The following is a 16,923-nucleotide window of genomic DNA, read 5'->3' on the forward strand; positions in this document are numbered from 1 at the left end:
CACGGTCTCGTCAACCGCAACGTGATCCGGACTGCATCCAGCTTCGGGCTGTAGATCTGCCTTGTGAACCCAATTATGCACGGTGGATCGCGCTCGCTCGACACCGAATATATCAAGAACCGAAACGGTATTCGAAAGAGAGAGTCCAGCAAGATGCAACTGAATACCGAGCTTCATCAGCAGTCGCGGTGTCGCCTCGCGTTCAACAAACTCTAAGTCGATCTGGTCGATACTTCCGCCGAGGCGTGTGTTTTCGGGCATAGGCACTCAGAAAACACATCGCCTCACTCTTCATCCTTATCTGAACACCGCCAGCCGAACGGGGCGAATATTTACGATCTCTGGACAGTCAGGAGGGCGTCCCCGCTCGAAGCTCCTCGTACTGCTCGACGAACTGTGACTCACAGGAGGAACAGCAGAAGTGATACACTGTGCCGTCGAGTTCCGTCGTCTCTCCCTCGGTATCGACCGTGTTGCCACACTCGGCACACTCGGGGGCGAACTCCGCGTCGGCCGTCGAGGGTGACCAGGCGGTGTCGGCGAGCAGATCCACGTCGTACCCGTCGATCGTCTCCATCTCGATTGCCTCGGCGAGCAGTCCGCGTACGTCGCCGTCGGGGACCGTCGCGGTGACCACGACGCGCTCGTCGGCGGTGGTGAAGACGTGTTCGACCGGGTCCGACTCCGACAGCGCGCCGGCGACCGTTTCGGCGTGCTCCGGCCGCACGCGCAGGTCGACCAGTACCGGAACACCCTCACGGAGGACAGATCGGTCGAGATCGACCGTGAACCGGCGGACGACGCCTATCTCCTGAAGCCGTTCGATCCGGTCGGATACCGCAGGCGGGGAGAGATCGACCGCCTCGGCGATGTCGCTGTACGGCCGGCGACCGTCCGAGAGGAGGATATCGAGGATTTCTCGGTCCGTGTCGTCGAGTCCGCGCATGGAGGCATTGCGACCGGCCCCGGCAAGTCAGTTTCGCCGCTGCATACCCACTCCGTGCTCGTCGGTATCGCAAACGTCACGCTCCGTTTACAGGACCAAGCGAAGGACTGAAACCCGAGAAACCGAACTAACACGGAATATGGAACGTGATCTCGTCGACGTGGTCTGGGACGCCCTCCACGAGCGGGTCGGTGACGACCTCCGCACCGTCGTCCAGTACGACGCCAGTTCCTCGGCGGTCAAGTTTCGGCCCGACGTGCGAGAGCGGTACGATCTGGACGAGCGACAGCAGATCCTCGACGATGCCATCGTCCAGCAACTGAGTTTCTCCGATCAGGGATCGGTGTTCAAGACCGGCGACCTGAAATCGTTCGTCCGGGTGTTCGACGAGGCCTGGGTGCTCACGTGGCGCGAACCGTCGAACGTGAAAGCGGGCTTTCTCGTCTCGATCCAGCGTGACGGCGAGATCGCCACGATGGAAGACGTGGAGTACTGTATCCAGTACCTCGACGAGGAAATCGAACCGCGACTCTGAGCGCGGTCGCCTGTCGCCCGCGTCACCGACCGAGCGTATAGAACTCCTCGTTGGGTCGCATATCCGCGAGGTGGGCCATCCGGTTCGAGAGGTTGTAGAAGGACACGACGTTGCCGATGTCCCAGATCGCTTCCTGGCTGAACCCGTACTCGCGGAGTCGCTGGAGGTCGTCGTCCTCGATTCGTGCTGGTTCCTCGGTGAGCTTGACCGCGAAATCGAGCATCGCCCGGTGGGTCTCGCTGATGTCCGCGGTGCGGTGGTTCGCCGTCAGTTGTTCCGCCAGCATGGGCGCGTCGGCGTAGATCCGACAGAGCGCCCCGTGGGCCACGATACAGTACAGGCAGTCGTTGACGCCCGAGACCGTGACGATCAGCATCTCGATCTCTTCGCGTTCCAGGGCCGTCTCCTCCAGCAAGGCGTCGTGGTACTGGATGAACGCCCGCGCCTGCTTCGGGCGATACCCCAGTGCCAGAAAGACGTTCGGCGTGAAGCCAGCCTGTTCTGTCTCCTCCTCGATGCGCTCCTGCAGGTCTTCGGGCAGGTCTTCCACGTCCGGCACTTCGAACCGCGTCATCGCTTCCTGTTCGGTTCCCATGCCACCCCTCTCGGCTGGCGGGGGCTTCAGTGTTGGCCGCGACTCACTCCTCGGGAGTGGCGTCGTCGCCGGTCACTGCGCCATCCCGCCAGCGGTAGAACAGCCACAGCAGGGCGTAGACCGTCACGCCACCAGCGAACAGGACGACCGGGATGACGAACGGCCCGACTCGACCCAATACGTCTCCGGCGACCGACGCGAGCATACCCCGACTCCGGGCGGAAGCCGGTTAAGCCTCGCCATCGCGGCCGAAGGTTCATGTCCGATCACGAGCAACCCGCGAGCGTGTACCGGGCAGGCCACCTCGGCGTCTCGCTGCTGGTCGTGCTCCCCGTCACCGTCGCGCTGGTGCTGGTGGGACGCACCGATCTGGCCGTCCTCGGGGAGCTGTGTGTGCTGTCGGTCGCCTCCCTGCCCGACGTGGACCACGAGTTGCCGCTGGTCGCTCACCGCGGCGTGACCCACACGGCCTGGTTCGCACTGCTGGTCGGCATCGGGTTCGGCGCGGTCGGGTGGGTCCTCGGCGGTCGCCCGGCCACACCGGCCGCGCCCGAACTCGCCGCCGCAGGTGTCGTGTTCGGGGCGCTGGGAATCTGTGCGCACCTGCTTGGGGACGTGCTCACCCCCATGGGTATCACGCCGCTGTGGCCGCTCTCGGGTCGGACCGTGACGTTCGATCTCGTTCGTGCGAAGAACCCGATCGCGAACTACGGACTGCTCGGTCTCGGCGTGTTCGCCACAGTTTCGGCATTGCTGGTCGTCACACCTGTATGAGACGCCACGGCAGAGGTGCCCCGCTCAGATCAGGTCCTGCTTCTCCAGTTCGTTCACGATGTCGTCGACGAAGGCCTCGGCGCTGTCGTATGGGAAGTCTCCCCCGGAGAGCTTCGTGTTCAGTTCCATAGCCGTCATCGAGAAGTTCCCGGACTCGAACGTCGTCGACGGCCCGTTTGGCAGGGCTGGCACGAGATCCATCGGACTCGAGATCGGATAATCGGCCCCCCCGAACGCGTCGATCATCTGCTGGCGCAAATCCTCTTTGTCTGCCATGATCCACTCGAACGGTTCTCGAAGCGACTGTAAAAAAGATTGTGTCCAACGATACAGTCCGCTCAGCGTCGCTTCCGCCACGATTCGTGACTGCCCCGTCGACGACACGGCTGTGCGTGAGAGACCCATACATATTTTACCGTCCGGCGAGAGTTTGCTGTCACTATGCGTGTCAATTGTAAACACTGCGTGAGTTTTCGACCCGGCGCGACGACGGGTGATGTCTGAGTATGGAGATCACAGTCGACGGCGAGACCGACGAGGACACCGCTCGCGTGATAGCCACCGCGGTCGCCGAACACCTCGGCCAGCCCGTCGAAATCGTCGATCCCGGCGGCGACCGGGTCGCGGCCGACGAGGAGGAGTGGACGGGCGGCGGCGACATCGTCACCGAGCGCGAACAGAAGCTCCGCGAGCAGATCGAGGACATCGTGTCCGGCGGGCCCGAACGGGGCCACGAGAAACTCGAAGACCTCGGGAAGGCGTTCGTCCGCGACCGGCTCGACCTGCTGTTCGACGAGATTACCTACGAGGACGGCACCTTCGCCCGCTTCACCGACGACGACGAACTCCCGGCCGACGGCCTGCTGACCGGCGTCGGCGAGATCGAGGGCCGCGAAGTATTCTTCACTGCCAACGATTACAGTGTGAAGGCCGGTTCGCTCGGCCAGATGGGCGTCGAGAAGGAGATCCGGCTCTCGGAACGGGCCGCCGAAGCCGGCGCACCGATCGTCCGGCTGATCGACTCGACGGGCGCGCGGCTCAACGCCGAGGAACGCGAGAAAGGCGACACGCACATGGATCGCTACCGCGGCGGGAAGATGTTCTACAACCAGTGTCTCCACTCCGGACAGGTCCCCCAGATCGGCGTCCTCTACGGGCCGAACATCGCCGGGTCGGCCTACACGCCCGTCTTCTGTGACTTCCTGATCATGGTCGAGGACATCTCCGGCATGGCCATCGCCTCGCCCCGGATCGTCGAGGCGATGACCGGCGAGTCAGTCGACATGGCGGATCTTGGGGGCCCGCAGGTCCACGCCACCCAGTCCGGCAGCGCCGATCTCGTGGTCCCCGACGAGGAGGCCGCCGCCGAGGCCGTCAAGGCCCTGCTCTCGTATCTCCCCCAGCAGTACGACGCACCGAACCCGACGCGAGAGCCGAAACCACCGGTCAAGAATCCGAAAGGGTTGGACGCGGTGATCCCCGACGAACCCAACGCGGCCTACGACGTACACGAGGTGATCGACCGCGTGGTCGACCGGGACTCCTGGTTCGAGACCAAACCCCAGTTCGCCCCGGAGATAGTCACCGGCTTCGCCCGCATGGGTGGGCGACCGGTCGGCATCGTCGCCAACCAGCCCAACCACGTCAGCGGAGCCATCTTCCCCGATTCGGCGGAGAAGGCGGCCGAATTCGTCTGGATCTGTGACGCCTACGAGATCCCGCTCGTGTACCTGTGTGACACGCCCGGGTTCATGGTCGGGTCGAAGGTCGAACGCGAGGGGATCCTCCAGCGCGGCCGGAAGTTCATCTACGCTACGTCGAACGCCCAGGTGCCCAAGTTCTGTGTCATCACGCGAAAAGCCTACGGCGCGGGCATCTACGCCATGTGTGGCCCCGCGTTCGGTGCCGACGCGACGCTCGCGCTCCCGAGCGCCGAAATCTCCGTGATGGGACCGGATGCCGCCGTCCACGCCCTCTTTGGCGGCCAACTGGAGGAGATGGAGGGCGAGACCCGCGAGGCGTTCATCGACAGCGCCAAAGAGCAGTTCGACGACTTCGTCGATCTGCGCGCTCAGGCCGCGAAGATGCAGGTCGACGAACTCCTGCCGGCGGGCGACCTCCGCGAGCAGTTGCTGGCTCGTCTGTCGGCCTTCAGGAACAAGCGCCGGGACGACCCCGACCGCCACCACGGGACGATCCTGTTCTAACCGTCCGTCTCGCCGTCTTCGCTCCTGTCGCGCCGAACGACCAGCACCGGCGCGACGGCACCCTCAGCGATCCGTTCGCTCGTGTCACCCAGCACCGTCGTCAGGAGTGTCTGTTTCCCTTCGCCCATGACGACGATGTCGAACTCGTCGGTCCGGTCCACGATGGCCCGCGTGGGAAACTCCACGTCGTCGGATTCGGTACGGATCTGTTCGTCGGTTAGACCGCGGTCGCGCAAGGTCCGCTCGGACTGATCGAGGAGCGCGGTGGACTCGTCGACCGTGAGATCCCAGAGCGTGACCCGTTTGTCGTCGCCGTCGACGAGCGTCGCCACGAGGTCCGCCAGCCGGCCCACGTCGACGATGCCCCGAAGTGGGACCAGAATCTCCGAAATATCGCCCGCCGGGTTCGGCAGGAGGACGGCGGTCGCGTCGACTTCGTCGGCGACGCGGTCGATCGTCCGGTCCTCGTCGTGTGTGAACGCCACGCGCGTCTCGACGTCGGTGTGGGCATCACCGACCGCCGCCGCGATGTCGTCGACGGCCGCGCGCGCTCGCTCCTCGAACTGCATACTCGCCTGCTCGGTCGGCGTCTGCTCGGGGATGACGTGGTACCCCAGCAACACCAGTTCGGCCGGGGCGAGAAACTCCACGAGCGTCTGCGGAATCGTCTGTCCTTCCAGTACTTCGACGGGCACGAGAACACGTGGTGGGTCACGGATCGCGAGGTCACCCGACGTGTCCGGTCGGTCGTCGCTCATCAGAGGGCCCCCTTGAGAGATACGTCACTGGCGTAGTACTTGTACCACACGCCGGACGCGATCATTATCGCGGCACCGACGCGACGCGAAATCGGCTGCATGAACGCGATCATCACGAAACTCGCGAGCGCGCCGACGACCGCCACGAACGTCGCCGCCGGGACGCGGAACTCCGGATCGTACCACCCCGGCTCGTCGCGACGGATCGCGAGCAACGCGACACAGATCAGGCCGTACATCACCAGGTGGAGAAAGGAGGCCACCTCCGCGAGTATCGCGACCTCGCCGGATGCGGTCAAGACGAGGATGGGACCGCCGGCCATCGCCAGCGCGACGTGTGGCGTCCCGTATTTCAGGTTCATCCGGCTCGCGAACTTCGGGATGATGGCGTCTTTACTGACCGCGAAGACCGCCCGCGAGGTCGAGAGAATCGACGCGTTCGCGCTCGATATCGTCGCGAGCAGACCGGCGAGGAGGATCAGCACTGCACCGGGGACGCCGAAAAAGGAGCGTGCCACCTCGACCATCGCGGTCTCTCCGAAGGTTGCCAACTGCGCGCTCCCGAAGGCGCTGGTCGCGACGAAGATCGTCACGATGTACAGCAAGCCGACGGTGAGGACCGACCCGACCATCGCCAGCGGGAGGTTCCGCCCGGGATCTTTGATGTCACCGGCGATGGTCGCCACCTGGGCGAATCCGAGATAGGACGTGAACACGAGCGCGGCCGTCGTGAACATCGGCAGCGGACCGAACGGCAGGAACGACTCGGGCGTACTCGGCTGGCCGACGACGCCGAGCGCGTCGAGCCCGCCGTAGGTCAGAAAGAGCACGAGAATCGTCAACAGCAGGCCGACGACGTAGTTCTGGAGCGTCGCGGCGTTTTCCGTCCCGAACAGGTTGAGGCCGGTCAGCAACACGCCGAAGACCAGTGCCAGCGGGACGACGACGCTCGCGCCACCCAGTCCGACACCGGCCTCCAGCAGGACCGCCGCTGCGTAGTTACCGAACCCGACCAGGTAGAACGCGGTCGCGAACACCAGTCCGAGCCAGACGCTGAGGCCGACGACGGCACCCGGAAGCGCACCGAGGGCACGTGAGACGAAGTAGTACCCACCGCCGGACTTGGGCATCGCGGTCGCCAGTTCCGAGGCGGGCAGCGCGACCAGCAGGGCGACCACTGCACCGATGGCGAACGAGCCAGCCGCGGCGGGCCCCGCTTCCCCCGCCGCGATACCGGGGAACACGAAGATACCCGCACCGATCATCGTCCCGATACCGACCGAGAGGCCGCCGACCAGCCCGATCGACCGCTCCAGTTCCGAGCCTTCCTCGGTCGTCGTCGTCTCGTCGTCCGTGTTCGTCGGCGTGGCGACCGTCTCCGGTGACTCGCCGGCCCTGTTCGTGTGGTTGCTCCCGCTCATAGTTCCCTGGTCATATCTCGAACTAGTGAGTGACAAGAACGTCCGCTGTAATCAGTTCAGGGGTCGCGTTCCCACGACGTGGGAACGCGCTGAACGAACTTGGTGACTGGCTCGCGTACTTCACAGTAGCTATGACACGACAGACGATTGCGGACCGCGCGGCGGTGTGGATCGGCCGTGTCGTCGGCTTCCTGGCAGTGGCGTACACGGCGCTCGGCGTGTGGGTCCTGCTCGGACGGCCGACCACACTTGGGACGAACGGCTACCTCGTGGGATCGCTCGTCTCGATCCTGCTCTTGCTCACAGGCGGGTACGTGCTGAGTAAACAAGACCCGCGGCTGGGCGACGGCAGACGCTCGGCCTGATTCCGCCGGCCGAATCACCGCTTCTCGTTTTCTCACTCGCTGTCAGTTTCCTCAGTGTCGTCCGGGTCCCCGTGTTGGATCACGAGCACCGGACCCAGGAACTCGTTGGCGACCTGGTCTGCAGTCATCCCGAACAGGAACGTCGACACCGACGGATCGGATTCCCCCATGACGATCGTGTCGTAGTTGTCGGACGCATCGACGATCGATTCCTGCGGAGAGCCGTCCCGCGAGACCTGCATATCGATCGTGTCGGGCGGGACACCCTCCTCGGAGAGTCGAGTCGCAACCCCCTCGAGTAGGGTCTCTACGTCCGCATCGATCTCGTCCGCTCCGGCGACGTGGTACAGCGTCACGTCGACGTCGACCGTCGCGAACAGCCCCGAAACCAGGCGGACGAATCGATCGATGCCGACGATCCCACGGATCGCGACGAGGACATTCTCCAGCGGTCTCGTCGCGTTCGGAATCAGTACCGCCAGACAATCGTGCTCCTCGGTCATCCGGTCGATCGTCGTCTGCCCATCGTGTGTGAACACGAGCTGGGACTCGACCGACGCCCCCGCGTGTTCCAATATCGCGGTAAAGTCCTCGAGACGGCGGGTGGCCTGGTCTTCGAACTGGTCACGCGCCTGATCGGTCGCGGTCTGGTCCGGCACGACGTGGTAGCCGAGCAGGACGACGTGTGCGTTCGTGAGGAGTTCGGGTACACCTTCTGGAATCGATTCCCCTTCGAGGACACGTACCGGGACCAGGATGCTAGGTCTGTCGGACATTGTGTGAATTTCCCGTCGGGTCTGACGGGTCGATATACAGATTTTGGGGTGCACTGACAATAAAGCCAGTGTACCACCGCGTGATACAGCTATCCAGACGAGCACGAAGCCGACAATTCGCGGGCGATCCGACCGAGGGCAGACGAACGATACCGGCGTGTCAGGCGTCGGCTGCGTCCGGGCTCTGGCTGACTTCCGACCAGACCAGCACGAGCACGAACGTGACAACGCCCATGCCGAGCGAGACCGGCATCGGCAGGTCGACGCCGACGAAGGACAGCACGACCGGTAGCTCGATGAACAGTGGCACCATGAACGCGCCGACGACCAGCAGGGCGGCCGGTGAGAGGCGACTCATGCGATCACCTCCAGCAGCGGCGCGATGACGGCCGGCGACGCTTCCTGACCGGCCGGGTAGAGGCCGGCACCCTGCACGATGCTGTACAGCGGGAGCGAGTAGGCGAGAATCACCAGCACGACGGCGATCAGCGCCCAGAGCTTGAGGTTGTCCAGGACCGTCGGCGACTGATCCGGCCCGGACAGCGCCGGCGGCAGTGCCGAGTCGAGATTGCGGGCGGGTTTGTTGTTCATCGCGGTGAGGCCGACGTTCATCAGGAACAACAGCGCAGAGACGAACAGCAGGACGCCGCCGAACGCCAGTTGCAGGCGGAGACTGCTGACCGAGCCGGCGACGGTCTCGAAGGTGACCTGCGGGTACTGGGGTTCGGCGGTCCGGCGCGGGATGCCCGCGAGGCCGCCACGGTGCATCGCCGCGGACATGAACACCATGCCGATGAACCAGAGGACGACCTGGAACAGCCCGATGGGGCGACTGTAGAGTTTCCGACCGGTGATCCGGGGCACGAGCCAGTAGGAGGCGGCCATGAAGGTGAGCGCGACGGCCGTCCCGACGGTGAGGTGGAAGTGGCCCGGCACCCAGATGGTGTTGTGGACGAGGTAGTTGATGTTCATCCCAGCGTTGATCATACCGCTGAACCCGCCGGCGGCGAACATCAGACCGGCCAGCGCCATGCCGGTGAAGGCCGGATCACGCCACGGGAGCGCCTTGAGCCACCCGAAGTAGCCGGTGCCACCGCGCTGGCGCGCGCCGTGTTCGATGCTGGCCACGACGGTGAACGCGGTCAGCAGGCTCGGCAACAGCAGGAACATCGTGTTCGTCATCGCGATGAACTTGAACCCTTCCGCGATGCCGGGATCGACGTACTGGTGGTGGATCCCGACTGGCGTCGAGAGGAGCAAGAAGAGCACGAACACGACCCGTGCGAGCGGATCGCTGAACAGGCGTCCACCGGCGATCTTCGGCAAGACCGTGTACCACAGCAGGTACGCGGGCATCAACCAGAAGTAGACGACGGGGTGGCCGAAGAACCAGAACAGCGTCCGCGTCAGCAGCGGGTTCGGCGCGGGCATGATCCCGAGCGACCACGGGATCAGGAAGACGACGACCTCGACGGCGACGCCCATGGTGGCGATAAACCACATGAGCATCGTCGTCAGGACCATGAACGACTGGAGCGGGATGCGTTCGCCGGCGTTTTCACGCCGCCAGGCGAGGTACTGCCGGAACCAGTCGATGCCGGCGAGCCAGGTCCCGATGATGAACACCGCGAGCCCGATGTAGAAGATCGGGTGTGCCTGCAGGGGCGCGTAGAACGTGAAGAGGACGTCCGCGCTGATGTCGGTACTCGGGATCAGTCCGGCCAGGATCGCGATTCCGGCCATCGCGGTCCCGACGGACATCGTCGCGACCCAGAACCAGGTGAATCGCTTGCTCACCGGCGGTCTGTCGAGACTCCGCGTGTTCGCCCAGGCGAACACGCCGGCGAGGAAGAAGATGGTGAACACGATCACCAGCAAGACGCCGTGGAGCGTCAACAGCGTGTAGTAGTCGGCTGAGTCGACGAGCCGGGCGACGCCCGTCCGGTGGAGCGCCTGCAGGACGCCCATGAACGCGCCGATCCCGAAGGCGACGAACGCCGTCAGGAACAGGGAGCGCACGACCCGCGAGACGTGTGGGTACTGGATCAAAAAGGAGTTGTCCGGGAGCATCTCCCGGGCCGAATCCACGGTCTCGCCGGCCGTCTCACCGGGCGTGCTCACGCGGATTCACCTCCGCTCGGCGTCGCCGTGGCGTTCGTCGTCTCGTTGCCACCGGTCTGTGTCTGCGTGTCGTCTTGCATCGTGAAGTTGGACGGTTCCGTGACGGTCAACTCCGCGGCCATGCTGTGATGGCCGGCACCGCAGTACTCGTGACAGACGATTCCGTACTCGCCCGGTTCGTCGAATTCGACGGTGATCTTCGACACTTCGCCAGGGATGACCATCGTGTTGGCGTTCGTGCCGACGATCTCGAACCCGTGAACCACGTCCCGGGAGGTCACGTAGAACGTGACTGTGCTATTCGCGGGCACCTCCATCGTCGAAGGCTGGAAGGCGAACTGGATGCCGACGACGTGGACCTCGTACTCGTTGGGTCCGACCTTCGTGACGCCGGGGTCGTCGAAGCCGCTCGTGTTCCCGAGTTCTTGCGGATTGACTTGCCCGCCCTCGTCGTTTACCATGGTGATCCCGGCACCCGCCGCCCCGTAGACGATCGTCGAGATGAACCCGACGATCAACAGGAGCGACGCCCCGAGCCACAGTTTTTCGTAGTTGTGAACGTGCATCGCTAATCACCCAATCACCGTCGCCCCGTTGCCGAGGAACTCGACGAAGTACATATACGTCCACATCAGGGCGAGGATGAGAAAGTACACCAGCAACAGCGCCAGCGTGCCCTTCGGATCGTACTCGTCCTGTGAGAGCGACTCTTCGATATCCGGATCCCTGACCAGCGTCCCGTCGGCGTAGGTCTCCTCGCCGACGACCGCGGAATCCGTCTCCGCCTCAGCCTCTGTCGCGGTCATGGAAGGGTGTACGGACATGTTCGTTAAATTCGATTCGGTGGTTTCCCACGGAGTGAGAACACCGCCCAGCATTATACTGCGCGTCCTCCAATGGTCGGTATGATCCAGGCATTCGACTCGTTGTCGCCACGAATCGTCATCGCGATCGCATTACTGGCGCTGGTGCCGGTGGTAACGTTTGGCCTCACGCTGTCGTTCTACGTGGCACTCGCCGTGACGGCCACGAACGTCGTGTTGATCACCACGAGTCTCTACCTGCTGTTCTCCCCGACCGAGGCCGAAGAACACGGGACCGACGCGGCACACAGTTGAGTCGTGTGTCCCACCCCCGATAGATGAGTGCGACGCTCCTCCAGCTGGCCGGTGTCTCCGCCGTCGAGGGCAACGTCGACCTGCTGGTGTTCGCCGTGATCGGCCTGCTGGCCGGCGCGCACTGTCTCGGAATGTGTGGCCCGCTGGTCACGCTGTACGCCGACCGGATGGACGCACGGACCGGCACCGACCGGAGCCGCCGGCTCACCACGTTCGCCGTCCGCCAGCACCTGCTGTTCAACCTCGGGCGAACGATCAGCTACGCCGCCATCGGCGCGCTCGCGGCCGCGGCCGGCGGACTGGTGTTCGCGTCGGTCGACGGACTGCCGGCCATCGCCAACCCCGTCCGGATCGTCGCCGGGTTGACCGTCGGCGCGGTCATCGTCGCGACGGGCATCAGATACCTGCTCGGCGGGACTGGCCATCTCGACCGGTTCACGCCCGCCGTCGTCACCCGGGGGTTCCAGCGGATCACCGGCTGGCTCACCGCACGCGTCGACCGGCTTGTCGGCGGCCCCAAGATCGTCGGCCTGGGTGCCGTCCACGGGATCCTCCCCTGTCCGATCCTCTATCCCGCCTACGTCTACGCGTTCGCGCTCGGCGATCCCGTCCGGGCCGCGCTGAGTCTCGGCGTCCTCGGGCTGGGGACGGTCCCGACGCTCTTTGCCTACGGGACGGTGCTGGGCACGCTCGGTGACGGCCACCGCCGGACCCTCCACCGACTGCTGGGCGGAGCCTTCATCCTCCTCGGGTACATTCCCCTCTCACACGGCCTGATGTTGCTCGGCGTCGGCGTGCCGATGTTGCCCGTGCCGTTCTACCAGCCCCTCGCATGACCGACTGTACACTCTGTGACCGACCGACGCCGGACCCGCCGATCACCGACGGCGACGGCGGGGCGTACTGCTGTCAGGGCTGTCTCTCGGTCGCGAACGCCCTCGACGACGTGGAGACGACCGAGGCGGACCTCGACGAGCGCCGGGGCCGCGAGGACGTCTCGGTCCCCGACGACGCCGAGACGGGCTATCTCGCCGTCGACGGGATGCACTGTGGCACCTGCGAGGCCTTCGTCGAGTCCCGCGCGGTCGACCAGTCGGGCGTCCACGACGCCGCCGCCAGCTACGCCACCGACACGATGCGGCTGGTCTACGACCCCGAGGAGACCCGGCCCGACGAACTCGCCGATGCTGTCTCGGGCTACGGGTACGCGGCCCGGGACCGCGAGGTCGAGGCCGACAGCGAGGCCGACGAATCGGCCTGGGCGCTGGCGATCGGCGGTTTCTTCGGCATGATGGTGATGGGCTGGTACGCCCTGTTTCTCTACCCCACGTACTTCGGCTACGACGCGCCCTTTATCGACCTGAACAGCCTCGTCGGACTCTACCTGTTCGGGAACGTCTGGCTGATGACGTCTCTCGTCCTCTTCTACACGGGGTGGCCGATCCTGCGGGGCGCGTACGTCAGTCTCCGGGCGGGCCACCCGAACATGGACCTGCTGGTCGCGCTCGCGGCCACGGCTTCGTACAGCTACAGCACCGTCGCGATGGTGTTGGGCCGCACGCACCTCTACTTCGACGTGACGGTGGCCATCGTCCTCGTGGTCTCGCTTGGCAACTACTACGAGGGTCGGGTCAAGGACCGCGCGGTCGGCCTGCTCTCGGAGCTGACCGAGTCCAGGGTGACCGAGGCGCGCCGCCTGACCGCCAACGGGACGGAGACGGTGCCTGTCGAGGACCTGTCGGCTGGCGACCGCCTGCTGGTCAAGGCGGGCGAGCGCGTCCCCACCGACGGCGAGGTCCTCGAGGGCTCGGCCGCGGTCGACGAGTCGCTGCTCAGCGGCGAACCGATGCCGGTCGACAAGCGCGTGGGCGACGAGGTGATCGGCGGGAGCGTCGTCACCGATTCGCCGCTGACGGTCGAGGTCGCGGCCGACGCCGAGAGCACCCTCGACCACATCGTCGAGTTGCTCTGGTCGATCCAGAGCGCCCGGCCGGGGATGCAGCGGCTGGCCGACCGACTGGCGACGGTGTTCGTGCCGACGGTGATCGCGCTCGGCACGCTGGCGGCCGCGGCCGTCCTCCTGACCGGCGGGAGCGGCGTCTCGGCCCTGCTGATCGGGCTCACGGTGCTCATCGTCTCCTGTCCCTGTGCGCTGGGGCTGGCGACGCCGCTCGCGGTCGCCGCGGGCGTCCGCGAGGCCGCAGACGCCGGGATCGTCGTCGTCTCCGAAGCGGTGTTCGAGGCCGTCCCCGAGGTCGACGTGGTGGTCTTCGACAAGACGGGGACGCTGACGACCGGCGAGATGCGTGTCGCCGAGGTCGTCGGCGACGATCCCGAGACCCTGCGCCGTCGCGCGGCCGCGGTCGAGTCCCGGGCGAACCACCCCGTCGCCACCGCGATTACCGATGCCGTCGAGAACCCGCCCGGCGCTGCCGACTTCGAGGGGCACGCCACCGGCGTCAGCGCCGTCGTGGACGGCGACCGCGTGACCGTCGGTCGGGCGGACCTGCTCCGATCCGAGGGCCTTGGAGTCCCGGACGAACTGGACCGGCGAGCCACCGAGGCGGCCGACGCCGGCCAGCGGCCGGTGTTCGTCGGCTGGGACGGACGGGCGCAGGGTCTGCTCCTGCTGGGCGAGCGCGAGCGGCCGGAGGCCGCCGAGGTCGTCGCAGACCTCTCGGCCGATCACGAGGTGGTGGTGTTGACCGGCGACGAGAGCGGTGCGGTCGAACGGATCGAGGACCGCATCGACGCCGACGAAGTGTTCGCCGGCGTCCCGCCGGAGGCCAAAGCCGAGACCGTCGAGCGCCTGCGCGGGCGTGGCACCGTCGCCATGGTCGGCGACGGGAGCAACGACGGCCCCGCGTTGGCGGCCGCGGATCTCGGCATCGCGCTGGGGAGCGGGACCGACCTCGCCGCGGACGCCGCGGACGCCGTCTTGCTGGACGACGACCTGCGAAACGTGACCGCGCTGTTCGAGATCGCCAACGGGACACACGGACGCATCCGCCAGAACCTCGGCTGGGCGTTCCTCTACAACGCCGTCGCCATCCCCATCGCCGTCGCCGGCCTGTTGAACCCCCTGTTCGCCGCCGTCGCGATGACTGCCTCCAGTCTGCTGGTCGTCACGAACTCGTCGCGGTCGCTCCGCTCGTGACATATTAGGACGTTTAATCCAACCTCGGGTGTGGGCGTAAACAATTATATGCAACCCTGCCATTCGTGGTCGTATGGGGGATACAGGTACACCAGTGCCGACCACGTGGAACAACCCGAACGTCTGTCCGTTCTGTGAGATGCAACTCGACTCGCCGGGTGCGGGTTTCATGGATCACCTGAAGTCCAATCCTGCCTGCGAGTCCGGCTTCGATCAGTGGCGCGGCAACGTCGACAACGACATCCGCGGCGGCTGGTCCGGCTAACTCGGTCACTTCTCGACGGTCACCCCTGTTCGGCCAGCCGTAGGCTCGGGCCGTACTGAGAAAACCGCCCGGTCAGTCGATACTCATGATCTCGCGCGCCTCGTCGGGCGTGGCGGGTTCACGACCCACGTCGCGGGCCATCCGCGCCGCCTTCTCGACGAGGTCGGCGTTGCTCTCGGCCATCTCGCCCTCGCTGACGTAGAAGTTGTCTTCGAGGCCGACCCGGACGTTCCCGCCCATCGACAGCGCCGCGCCGACGAGCCGCCACTGGTCCTCGCTGATTCCGATGACCTGCCAGGTGGCGTCGTCGGGAAGCTGGCGGACCTGGTGGGCCAGATTCTCTGCGGTCGCCGGAATACCACCGAGGACGCCCATGATGAGACTGAAGTGGAGTGGGTGTTCGAGTTTGCCCTCGGTCAGGAGGGGGCGAGTGTTGCCGATGTGGCCCGTGTCGAAACACTCCAGTTCGGGTGTGACGCCGGCCTCGTTCATCGTCGTCAGCATCTCGCGAATCTCCGAGAAGGAGTTCTCGAACACCATGTCGAACACGTAGTCTTCCCGAGATTCGGAGTACTTCGCGTAGTTCATCGAACCCATGTTCAGAGCGGCCACCTCGGGCTGGGTCTCGCGGACGTACTCCGCGCGGCTCTCGACGGGTTCGTGGATCGCGCCCGTCGAGAAGTTGATCACGATGTCGGTGCGAGCCTGGACTTCGTCTTTGATCTCCTGGTAGCGCTCGGTCGAGTACGTCGGCGAGCCGTTGTCGGTGCGGGCGTGGATGTGCGCGACGGCCGCGCCCGCCTCGCGTGCCGCGGCGGCCTCCTCGGCGATCTCCTCGGCGGTGTACGGGATCGCCTCGCACTGGTCGCGCGTCGTGAGCGCGCCCGTCAGCGCCGCCGAGATAACGACCTTCTCGGGGTCGTTGCCTTTCACGGAGTCGCGGTTGGCGTCGGTCATCCGCGCACCTCCCACTCGGGATCCTCGTCCATCAAGAAGGAGTTGATCCCCTCTTCGGTTGCGTCGCTCATCGCGACCACCGTGATGATCTCCTTGAGATAGGAGAGGGCCTCCTGGAAGCCCATGTCACGCTGTGCGTAGTAGGCCTCCTTGCCGACCTCGATGAGGACTGGGCTGTTGTTCACGAGTTGGTCGACGAGGTCGTCCAGCGCCGCCTCGAACTCGCCTTCGGGGGCCAGTTCGGTCACGAGCCCCATCTCGGCGGCCTCCTCTGCGGTGACGTGCTCCCCTGTAAAGAGGAGCTTCAGCCCGGCCTTCTGGTCGACCGAGCGCATGATCGGAGCCATCGCCTGGGCCGGGAACAGGCCCACGTTCACCTCGGGTGTGCCGAACTCGGCGTCGTCCCGCGCGACGACGAACTCACACGCCGACGCGAGGCCGAGTCCGCCCGCGAGACAGTAGCCCTCGACCGCCGCGACGGTGAGGACGCTGGCGTCGACCATCTCCTGGACGATGGCAGACAGCGAGGAGAACTGTTCGCGGTACGCCTCCGATCCCTGGCCGATGACGCCGGACATCTCCGAGAGGTCGCCACCCGAGCAGAACGTGCCGCCCGCACCCCGGAGGACGAACACCCGTGCCTCGCTCTCGTCGGCGAACTGGATCGCATCCAGCAGTCCCAGGATCACCGGTTCGTTCAGCGAGTTGCGCTCCTCGGGTCGGTCGATGGTCGCCCGGACGACGAACCCGTCGTCGCTCACCGTTACGTCGAGGGCCTCGTTCGAGAGTTCCTGATCTTCCATGAGGTTTTGTATCGTGGCACACGCCGCCGCAATAGTATTTCGGACAGGGAGAAACCTACAAAGAGTTCATCGTTTCTAAAATATCCGGTCCGCCGTGATCGTAATAAACGGACAACGTGTGGGCT

Annotated in this window: 21 protein-coding genes and 1 pseudogene; 8 read left to right on the forward strand and 14 right to left on the reverse strand. The window is 65.4% G+C overall.

Annotated elements, in window-relative coordinates; genetic code table 11:
* Nucleotides 1-261 (reverse strand): annotated as a pseudogene (locus tag BMX17_RS15235) (IS6 family transposase); the annotation flags it as partial.
* An 88-nt stretch (nucleotides 262-349) separates the two neighbouring features.
* Nucleotides 350-946 (reverse strand): AsnC family transcriptional regulator, encoded by a 597-nt coding sequence (locus BMX17_RS15240; protein ID WP_092661606.1) that lies wholly within the window; start codon nucleotides 944-946, stop codon nucleotides 350-352.
* A 139-nt stretch (nucleotides 947-1,085) separates the two neighbouring features.
* Here BMX17_RS15240 and BMX17_RS15245 point away from each other — a divergent pair, with 139 nt between their 5' ends.
* A complete protein-coding gene (locus BMX17_RS15245; protein WP_092661608.1) occupies nucleotides 1,086-1,481 on the forward strand; it encodes a DUF7522 family protein in 396 nt (131 codons plus the stop codon).
* 22 nt (nucleotides 1,482-1,503) lie between these two features.
* Here the strand turns inward: BMX17_RS15245 and BMX17_RS15250 are convergent, their stop codons facing one another.
* Nucleotides 1,504-2,076 carry a peroxidase-related enzyme gene (locus BMX17_RS15250; RefSeq protein WP_244515021.1) on the reverse strand — a complete coding sequence of 191 codons (573 nt, stop codon included), beginning with the start codon at nucleotides 2,074-2,076 and terminating at the stop codon, nucleotides 1,504-1,506.
* Nucleotides 2,077-2,119: 43 nt separating this feature from the next.
* The gene (locus BMX17_RS26190; protein WP_170845428.1) at nucleotides 2,120-2,281 is read right to left on the reverse strand and encodes a hypothetical protein; all 162 of its coding nucleotides are present in this window, start codon (nucleotides 2,279-2,281) and stop codon (nucleotides 2,120-2,122) included.
* A 53-nt stretch (nucleotides 2,282-2,334) separates the two neighbouring features.
* Between BMX17_RS26190 and BMX17_RS15255 the strand changes: the two genes are divergently transcribed.
* Nucleotides 2,335-2,850, forward strand: a complete 516-nt coding sequence (locus tag BMX17_RS15255) for a metal-dependent hydrolase (protein ID WP_092661610.1) — start codon at nucleotides 2,335-2,337, stop codon at nucleotides 2,848-2,850.
* Between the two features lie 24 nt (nucleotides 2,851-2,874).
* Here the strand turns inward: BMX17_RS15255 and BMX17_RS15260 are convergent, their stop codons facing one another.
* Nucleotides 2,875-3,126 (reverse strand): MTH865 family protein, encoded by a 252-nt coding sequence (locus BMX17_RS15260; protein WP_092661612.1) that lies wholly within the window; start codon nucleotides 3,124-3,126, stop codon nucleotides 2,875-2,877.
* A gap of 230 nt (nucleotides 3,127-3,356) precedes the next feature.
* On the opposite strand from BMX17_RS15260, the gene BMX17_RS15265 reads away from it, so the two are divergent.
* On the forward strand, nucleotides 3,357-5,057 hold the full coding sequence (locus BMX17_RS15265; protein ID WP_092661614.1) for an acyl-CoA carboxylase subunit beta: 1,701 nt from the start codon (nucleotides 3,357-3,359) through the stop codon (nucleotides 5,055-5,057).
* Here the strand turns inward: BMX17_RS15265 and BMX17_RS15270 are convergent.
* Complete coding sequence (locus BMX17_RS15270; protein ID WP_092661616.1) at nucleotides 5,054-5,815, reverse strand: universal stress protein; 762 nt, start codon at nucleotides 5,813-5,815, stop codon at nucleotides 5,054-5,056. The two genes, BMX17_RS15265 and BMX17_RS15270, sit on opposite strands and share 4 nt — an antisense overlap.
* Nucleotides 5,815-7,236 (reverse strand): APC family permease, encoded by a 1,422-nt coding sequence (locus tag BMX17_RS15275; protein ID WP_092661618.1) that lies wholly within the window; start codon nucleotides 7,234-7,236, stop codon nucleotides 5,815-5,817. Before BMX17_RS15275 ends, BMX17_RS15270 begins: the two co-directional genes overlap by 1 nt.
* 131 nt (nucleotides 7,237-7,367) lie before the next feature.
* Here BMX17_RS15275 and BMX17_RS15280 point away from each other — a divergent pair, with 131 nt between their 5' ends.
* On the forward strand, nucleotides 7,368-7,601 hold the full coding sequence (locus BMX17_RS15280; protein WP_092661620.1) for a hypothetical protein: 234 nt from the start codon (nucleotides 7,368-7,370) through the stop codon (nucleotides 7,599-7,601).
* Between the two features lie 32 nt (nucleotides 7,602-7,633).
* Here the strand turns inward: BMX17_RS15280 and BMX17_RS15285 are convergent, their stop codons facing one another.
* The 5 genes from BMX17_RS15285 to BMX17_RS15305 all read right to left on the reverse strand — a co-directional run bounded on the left by BMX17_RS15285 (nucleotide 7,634) and on the right by BMX17_RS15305 (nucleotide 11,304).
* Nucleotides 7,634-8,377 (reverse strand): universal stress protein, encoded by a 744-nt coding sequence (locus tag BMX17_RS15285; protein WP_092661622.1) that lies wholly within the window; start codon nucleotides 8,375-8,377, stop codon nucleotides 7,634-7,636.
* Between the two features lie 160 nt (nucleotides 8,378-8,537).
* Nucleotides 8,538-8,735 (reverse strand): hypothetical protein, encoded by a 198-nt coding sequence (locus BMX17_RS15290; protein ID WP_092661624.1) that lies wholly within the window; start codon nucleotides 8,733-8,735, stop codon nucleotides 8,538-8,540.
* Nucleotides 8,732-10,447 (reverse strand): b(o/a)3-type cytochrome-c oxidase subunit 1, encoded by a 1,716-nt coding sequence (locus BMX17_RS15295; RefSeq protein WP_092661787.1) that lies wholly within the window; start codon nucleotides 10,445-10,447, stop codon nucleotides 8,732-8,734. Before BMX17_RS15295 ends, BMX17_RS15290 begins: the two co-directional genes overlap by 4 nt.
* A 47-nt stretch (nucleotides 10,448-10,494) precedes the next feature.
* Nucleotides 10,495-11,064 (reverse strand): cytochrome c oxidase subunit II, encoded by a 570-nt coding sequence (locus tag BMX17_RS15300; RefSeq protein WP_092661626.1) that lies wholly within the window; start codon nucleotides 11,062-11,064, stop codon nucleotides 10,495-10,497.
* A 6-nt stretch (nucleotides 11,065-11,070) separates the two neighbouring features.
* Entirely contained in the window at nucleotides 11,071-11,304 is a 234-nt protein-coding gene (locus tag BMX17_RS15305; RefSeq protein WP_244515022.1) for a hypothetical protein, read from the reverse strand.
* Nucleotides 11,305-11,403: 99 nt separating this feature from the next.
* Here BMX17_RS15305 and BMX17_RS15310 point away from each other — a divergent pair, with 99 nt between their 5' ends.
* From BMX17_RS15310 to BMX17_RS15325, 4 genes are all read left to right on the forward strand, one after another.
* Complete coding sequence (locus tag BMX17_RS15310) at nucleotides 11,404-11,616, forward strand: DUF8131 family protein (RefSeq protein ID WP_170845429.1); 213 nt, start codon at nucleotides 11,404-11,406, stop codon at nucleotides 11,614-11,616.
* Between the two features lie 23 nt (nucleotides 11,617-11,639).
* A complete protein-coding gene (locus BMX17_RS15315; RefSeq protein WP_092661630.1) occupies nucleotides 11,640-12,452 on the forward strand; it encodes a sulfite exporter TauE/SafE family protein in 813 nt (270 codons plus the stop codon).
* Nucleotides 12,449-14,773, forward strand: coding sequence for a heavy metal translocating P-type ATPase (locus tag BMX17_RS15320; protein ID WP_092661632.1), 2,325 nt, complete (start codon nucleotides 12,449-12,451; stop codon nucleotides 14,771-14,773). Before BMX17_RS15315 ends, BMX17_RS15320 begins: the two co-directional genes overlap by 4 nt.
* A gap of 73 nt (nucleotides 14,774-14,846) precedes the next feature.
* On the forward strand, nucleotides 14,847-15,038 hold the full coding sequence (locus tag BMX17_RS15325) for a DUF7501 family protein (protein ID WP_092661634.1): 192 nt from the start codon (nucleotides 14,847-14,849) through the stop codon (nucleotides 15,036-15,038).
* Between the two features lie 72 nt (nucleotides 15,039-15,110).
* Here BMX17_RS15325 and BMX17_RS15330 read toward each other — a convergent pair whose 3' ends face one another.
* Together BMX17_RS15330 and BMX17_RS15335 are read right to left on the reverse strand one after the other, a co-directional pair.
* Nucleotides 15,111-15,995 (reverse strand): beta-keto acid cleavage family enzyme, encoded by an 885-nt coding sequence (locus BMX17_RS15330; protein WP_092661636.1) that lies wholly within the window; start codon nucleotides 15,993-15,995, stop codon nucleotides 15,111-15,113.
* Nucleotides 15,992-16,798: an enoyl-CoA hydratase/isomerase family protein gene (locus BMX17_RS15335; RefSeq protein WP_092661638.1), complete on the reverse strand. Its 807-nt coding sequence runs from the start codon at nucleotides 16,796-16,798 to the stop codon at nucleotides 15,992-15,994. The genes BMX17_RS15330 and BMX17_RS15335 overlap by 4 nt, the downstream gene beginning before the upstream one ends.
* Nucleotides 16,799-16,923: the final 125 nt, after the last annotated feature.

It is taken from the genome of Halorientalis persicus, assembly GCF_900110215.1.
GTDB classification, from domain to species: Archaea; Halobacteriota; Halobacteria; order Halobacteriales; family Haloarculaceae; genus Halorientalis; species Halorientalis persica.

Coding starts and splice junctions, on each gene's coding strand:
- BMX17_RS15240 (WP_092661606.1), bottom strand. CDS start 946: ATGCGCGGACTCGACGACACGGACCGAGAAATCCTCGATATCCTCCTC.
- BMX17_RS15245 (WP_092661608.1), top strand. CDS start 1,086: ATGGAACGTGATCTCGTCGACGTGGTCTGGGACGCCCTCCACGAGCGG.
- BMX17_RS15250 (WP_244515021.1), bottom strand. CDS start 2,076: ATGGGAACCGAACAGGAAGCGATGACGCGGTTCGAAGTGCCGGACGTG.
- BMX17_RS26190 (WP_170845428.1), bottom strand. CDS start 2,281: ATGCTCGCGTCGGTCGCCGGAGACGTATTGGGTCGAGTCGGGCCGTTC.
- BMX17_RS15255 (WP_092661610.1), top strand. CDS start 2,335: ATGTCCGATCACGAGCAACCCGCGAGCGTGTACCGGGCAGGCCACCTC.
- BMX17_RS15260 (WP_092661612.1), bottom strand. CDS start 3,126: ATGGCAGACAAAGAGGATTTGCGCCAGCAGATGATCGACGCGTTCGGG.
- BMX17_RS15265 (WP_092661614.1), top strand. CDS start 3,357: ATGGAGATCACAGTCGACGGCGAGACCGACGAGGACACCGCTCGCGTG.
- BMX17_RS15270 (WP_092661616.1), bottom strand. CDS start 5,815: ATGAGCGACGACCGACCGGACACGTCGGGTGACCTCGCGATCCGTGAC.
- BMX17_RS15275 (WP_092661618.1), bottom strand. CDS start 7,236: ATGAGCGGGAGCAACCACACGAACAGGGCCGGCGAGTCACCGGAGACG.
- BMX17_RS15280 (WP_092661620.1), top strand. CDS start 7,368: ATGACACGACAGACGATTGCGGACCGCGCGGCGGTGTGGATCGGCCGT.
- BMX17_RS15285 (WP_092661622.1), bottom strand. CDS start 8,377: ATGTCCGACAGACCTAGCATCCTGGTCCCGGTACGTGTCCTCGAAGGG.
- BMX17_RS15290 (WP_092661624.1), bottom strand. CDS start 8,735: ATGAGTCGCCTCTCACCGGCCGCCCTGCTGGTCGTCGGCGCGTTCATG.
- BMX17_RS15295 (WP_092661787.1), bottom strand. CDS start 10,447: ATGCTCCCGGACAACTCCTTTTTGATCCAGTACCCACACGTCTCGCGG.
- BMX17_RS15300 (WP_092661626.1), bottom strand. CDS start 11,064: ATGCACGTTCACAACTACGAAAAACTGTGGCTCGGGGCGTCGCTCCTG.
- BMX17_RS15305 (WP_244515022.1), bottom strand. CDS start 11,304: ATGACCGCGACAGAGGCTGAGGCGGAGACGGATTCCGCGGTCGTCGGC.
- BMX17_RS15310 (WP_170845429.1), top strand. CDS start 11,404: ATGATCCAGGCATTCGACTCGTTGTCGCCACGAATCGTCATCGCGATC.
- BMX17_RS15315 (WP_092661630.1), top strand. CDS start 11,640: ATGAGTGCGACGCTCCTCCAGCTGGCCGGTGTCTCCGCCGTCGAGGGC.
- BMX17_RS15320 (WP_092661632.1), top strand. CDS start 12,449: ATGACCGACTGTACACTCTGTGACCGACCGACGCCGGACCCGCCGATC.
- BMX17_RS15325 (WP_092661634.1), top strand. CDS start 14,847: ATGGGGGATACAGGTACACCAGTGCCGACCACGTGGAACAACCCGAAC.
- BMX17_RS15330 (WP_092661636.1), bottom strand. CDS start 15,995: ATGACCGACGCCAACCGCGACTCCGTGAAAGGCAACGACCCCGAGAAG.
- BMX17_RS15335 (WP_092661638.1), bottom strand. CDS start 16,798: ATGGAAGATCAGGAACTCTCGAACGAGGCCCTCGACGTAACGGTGAGC.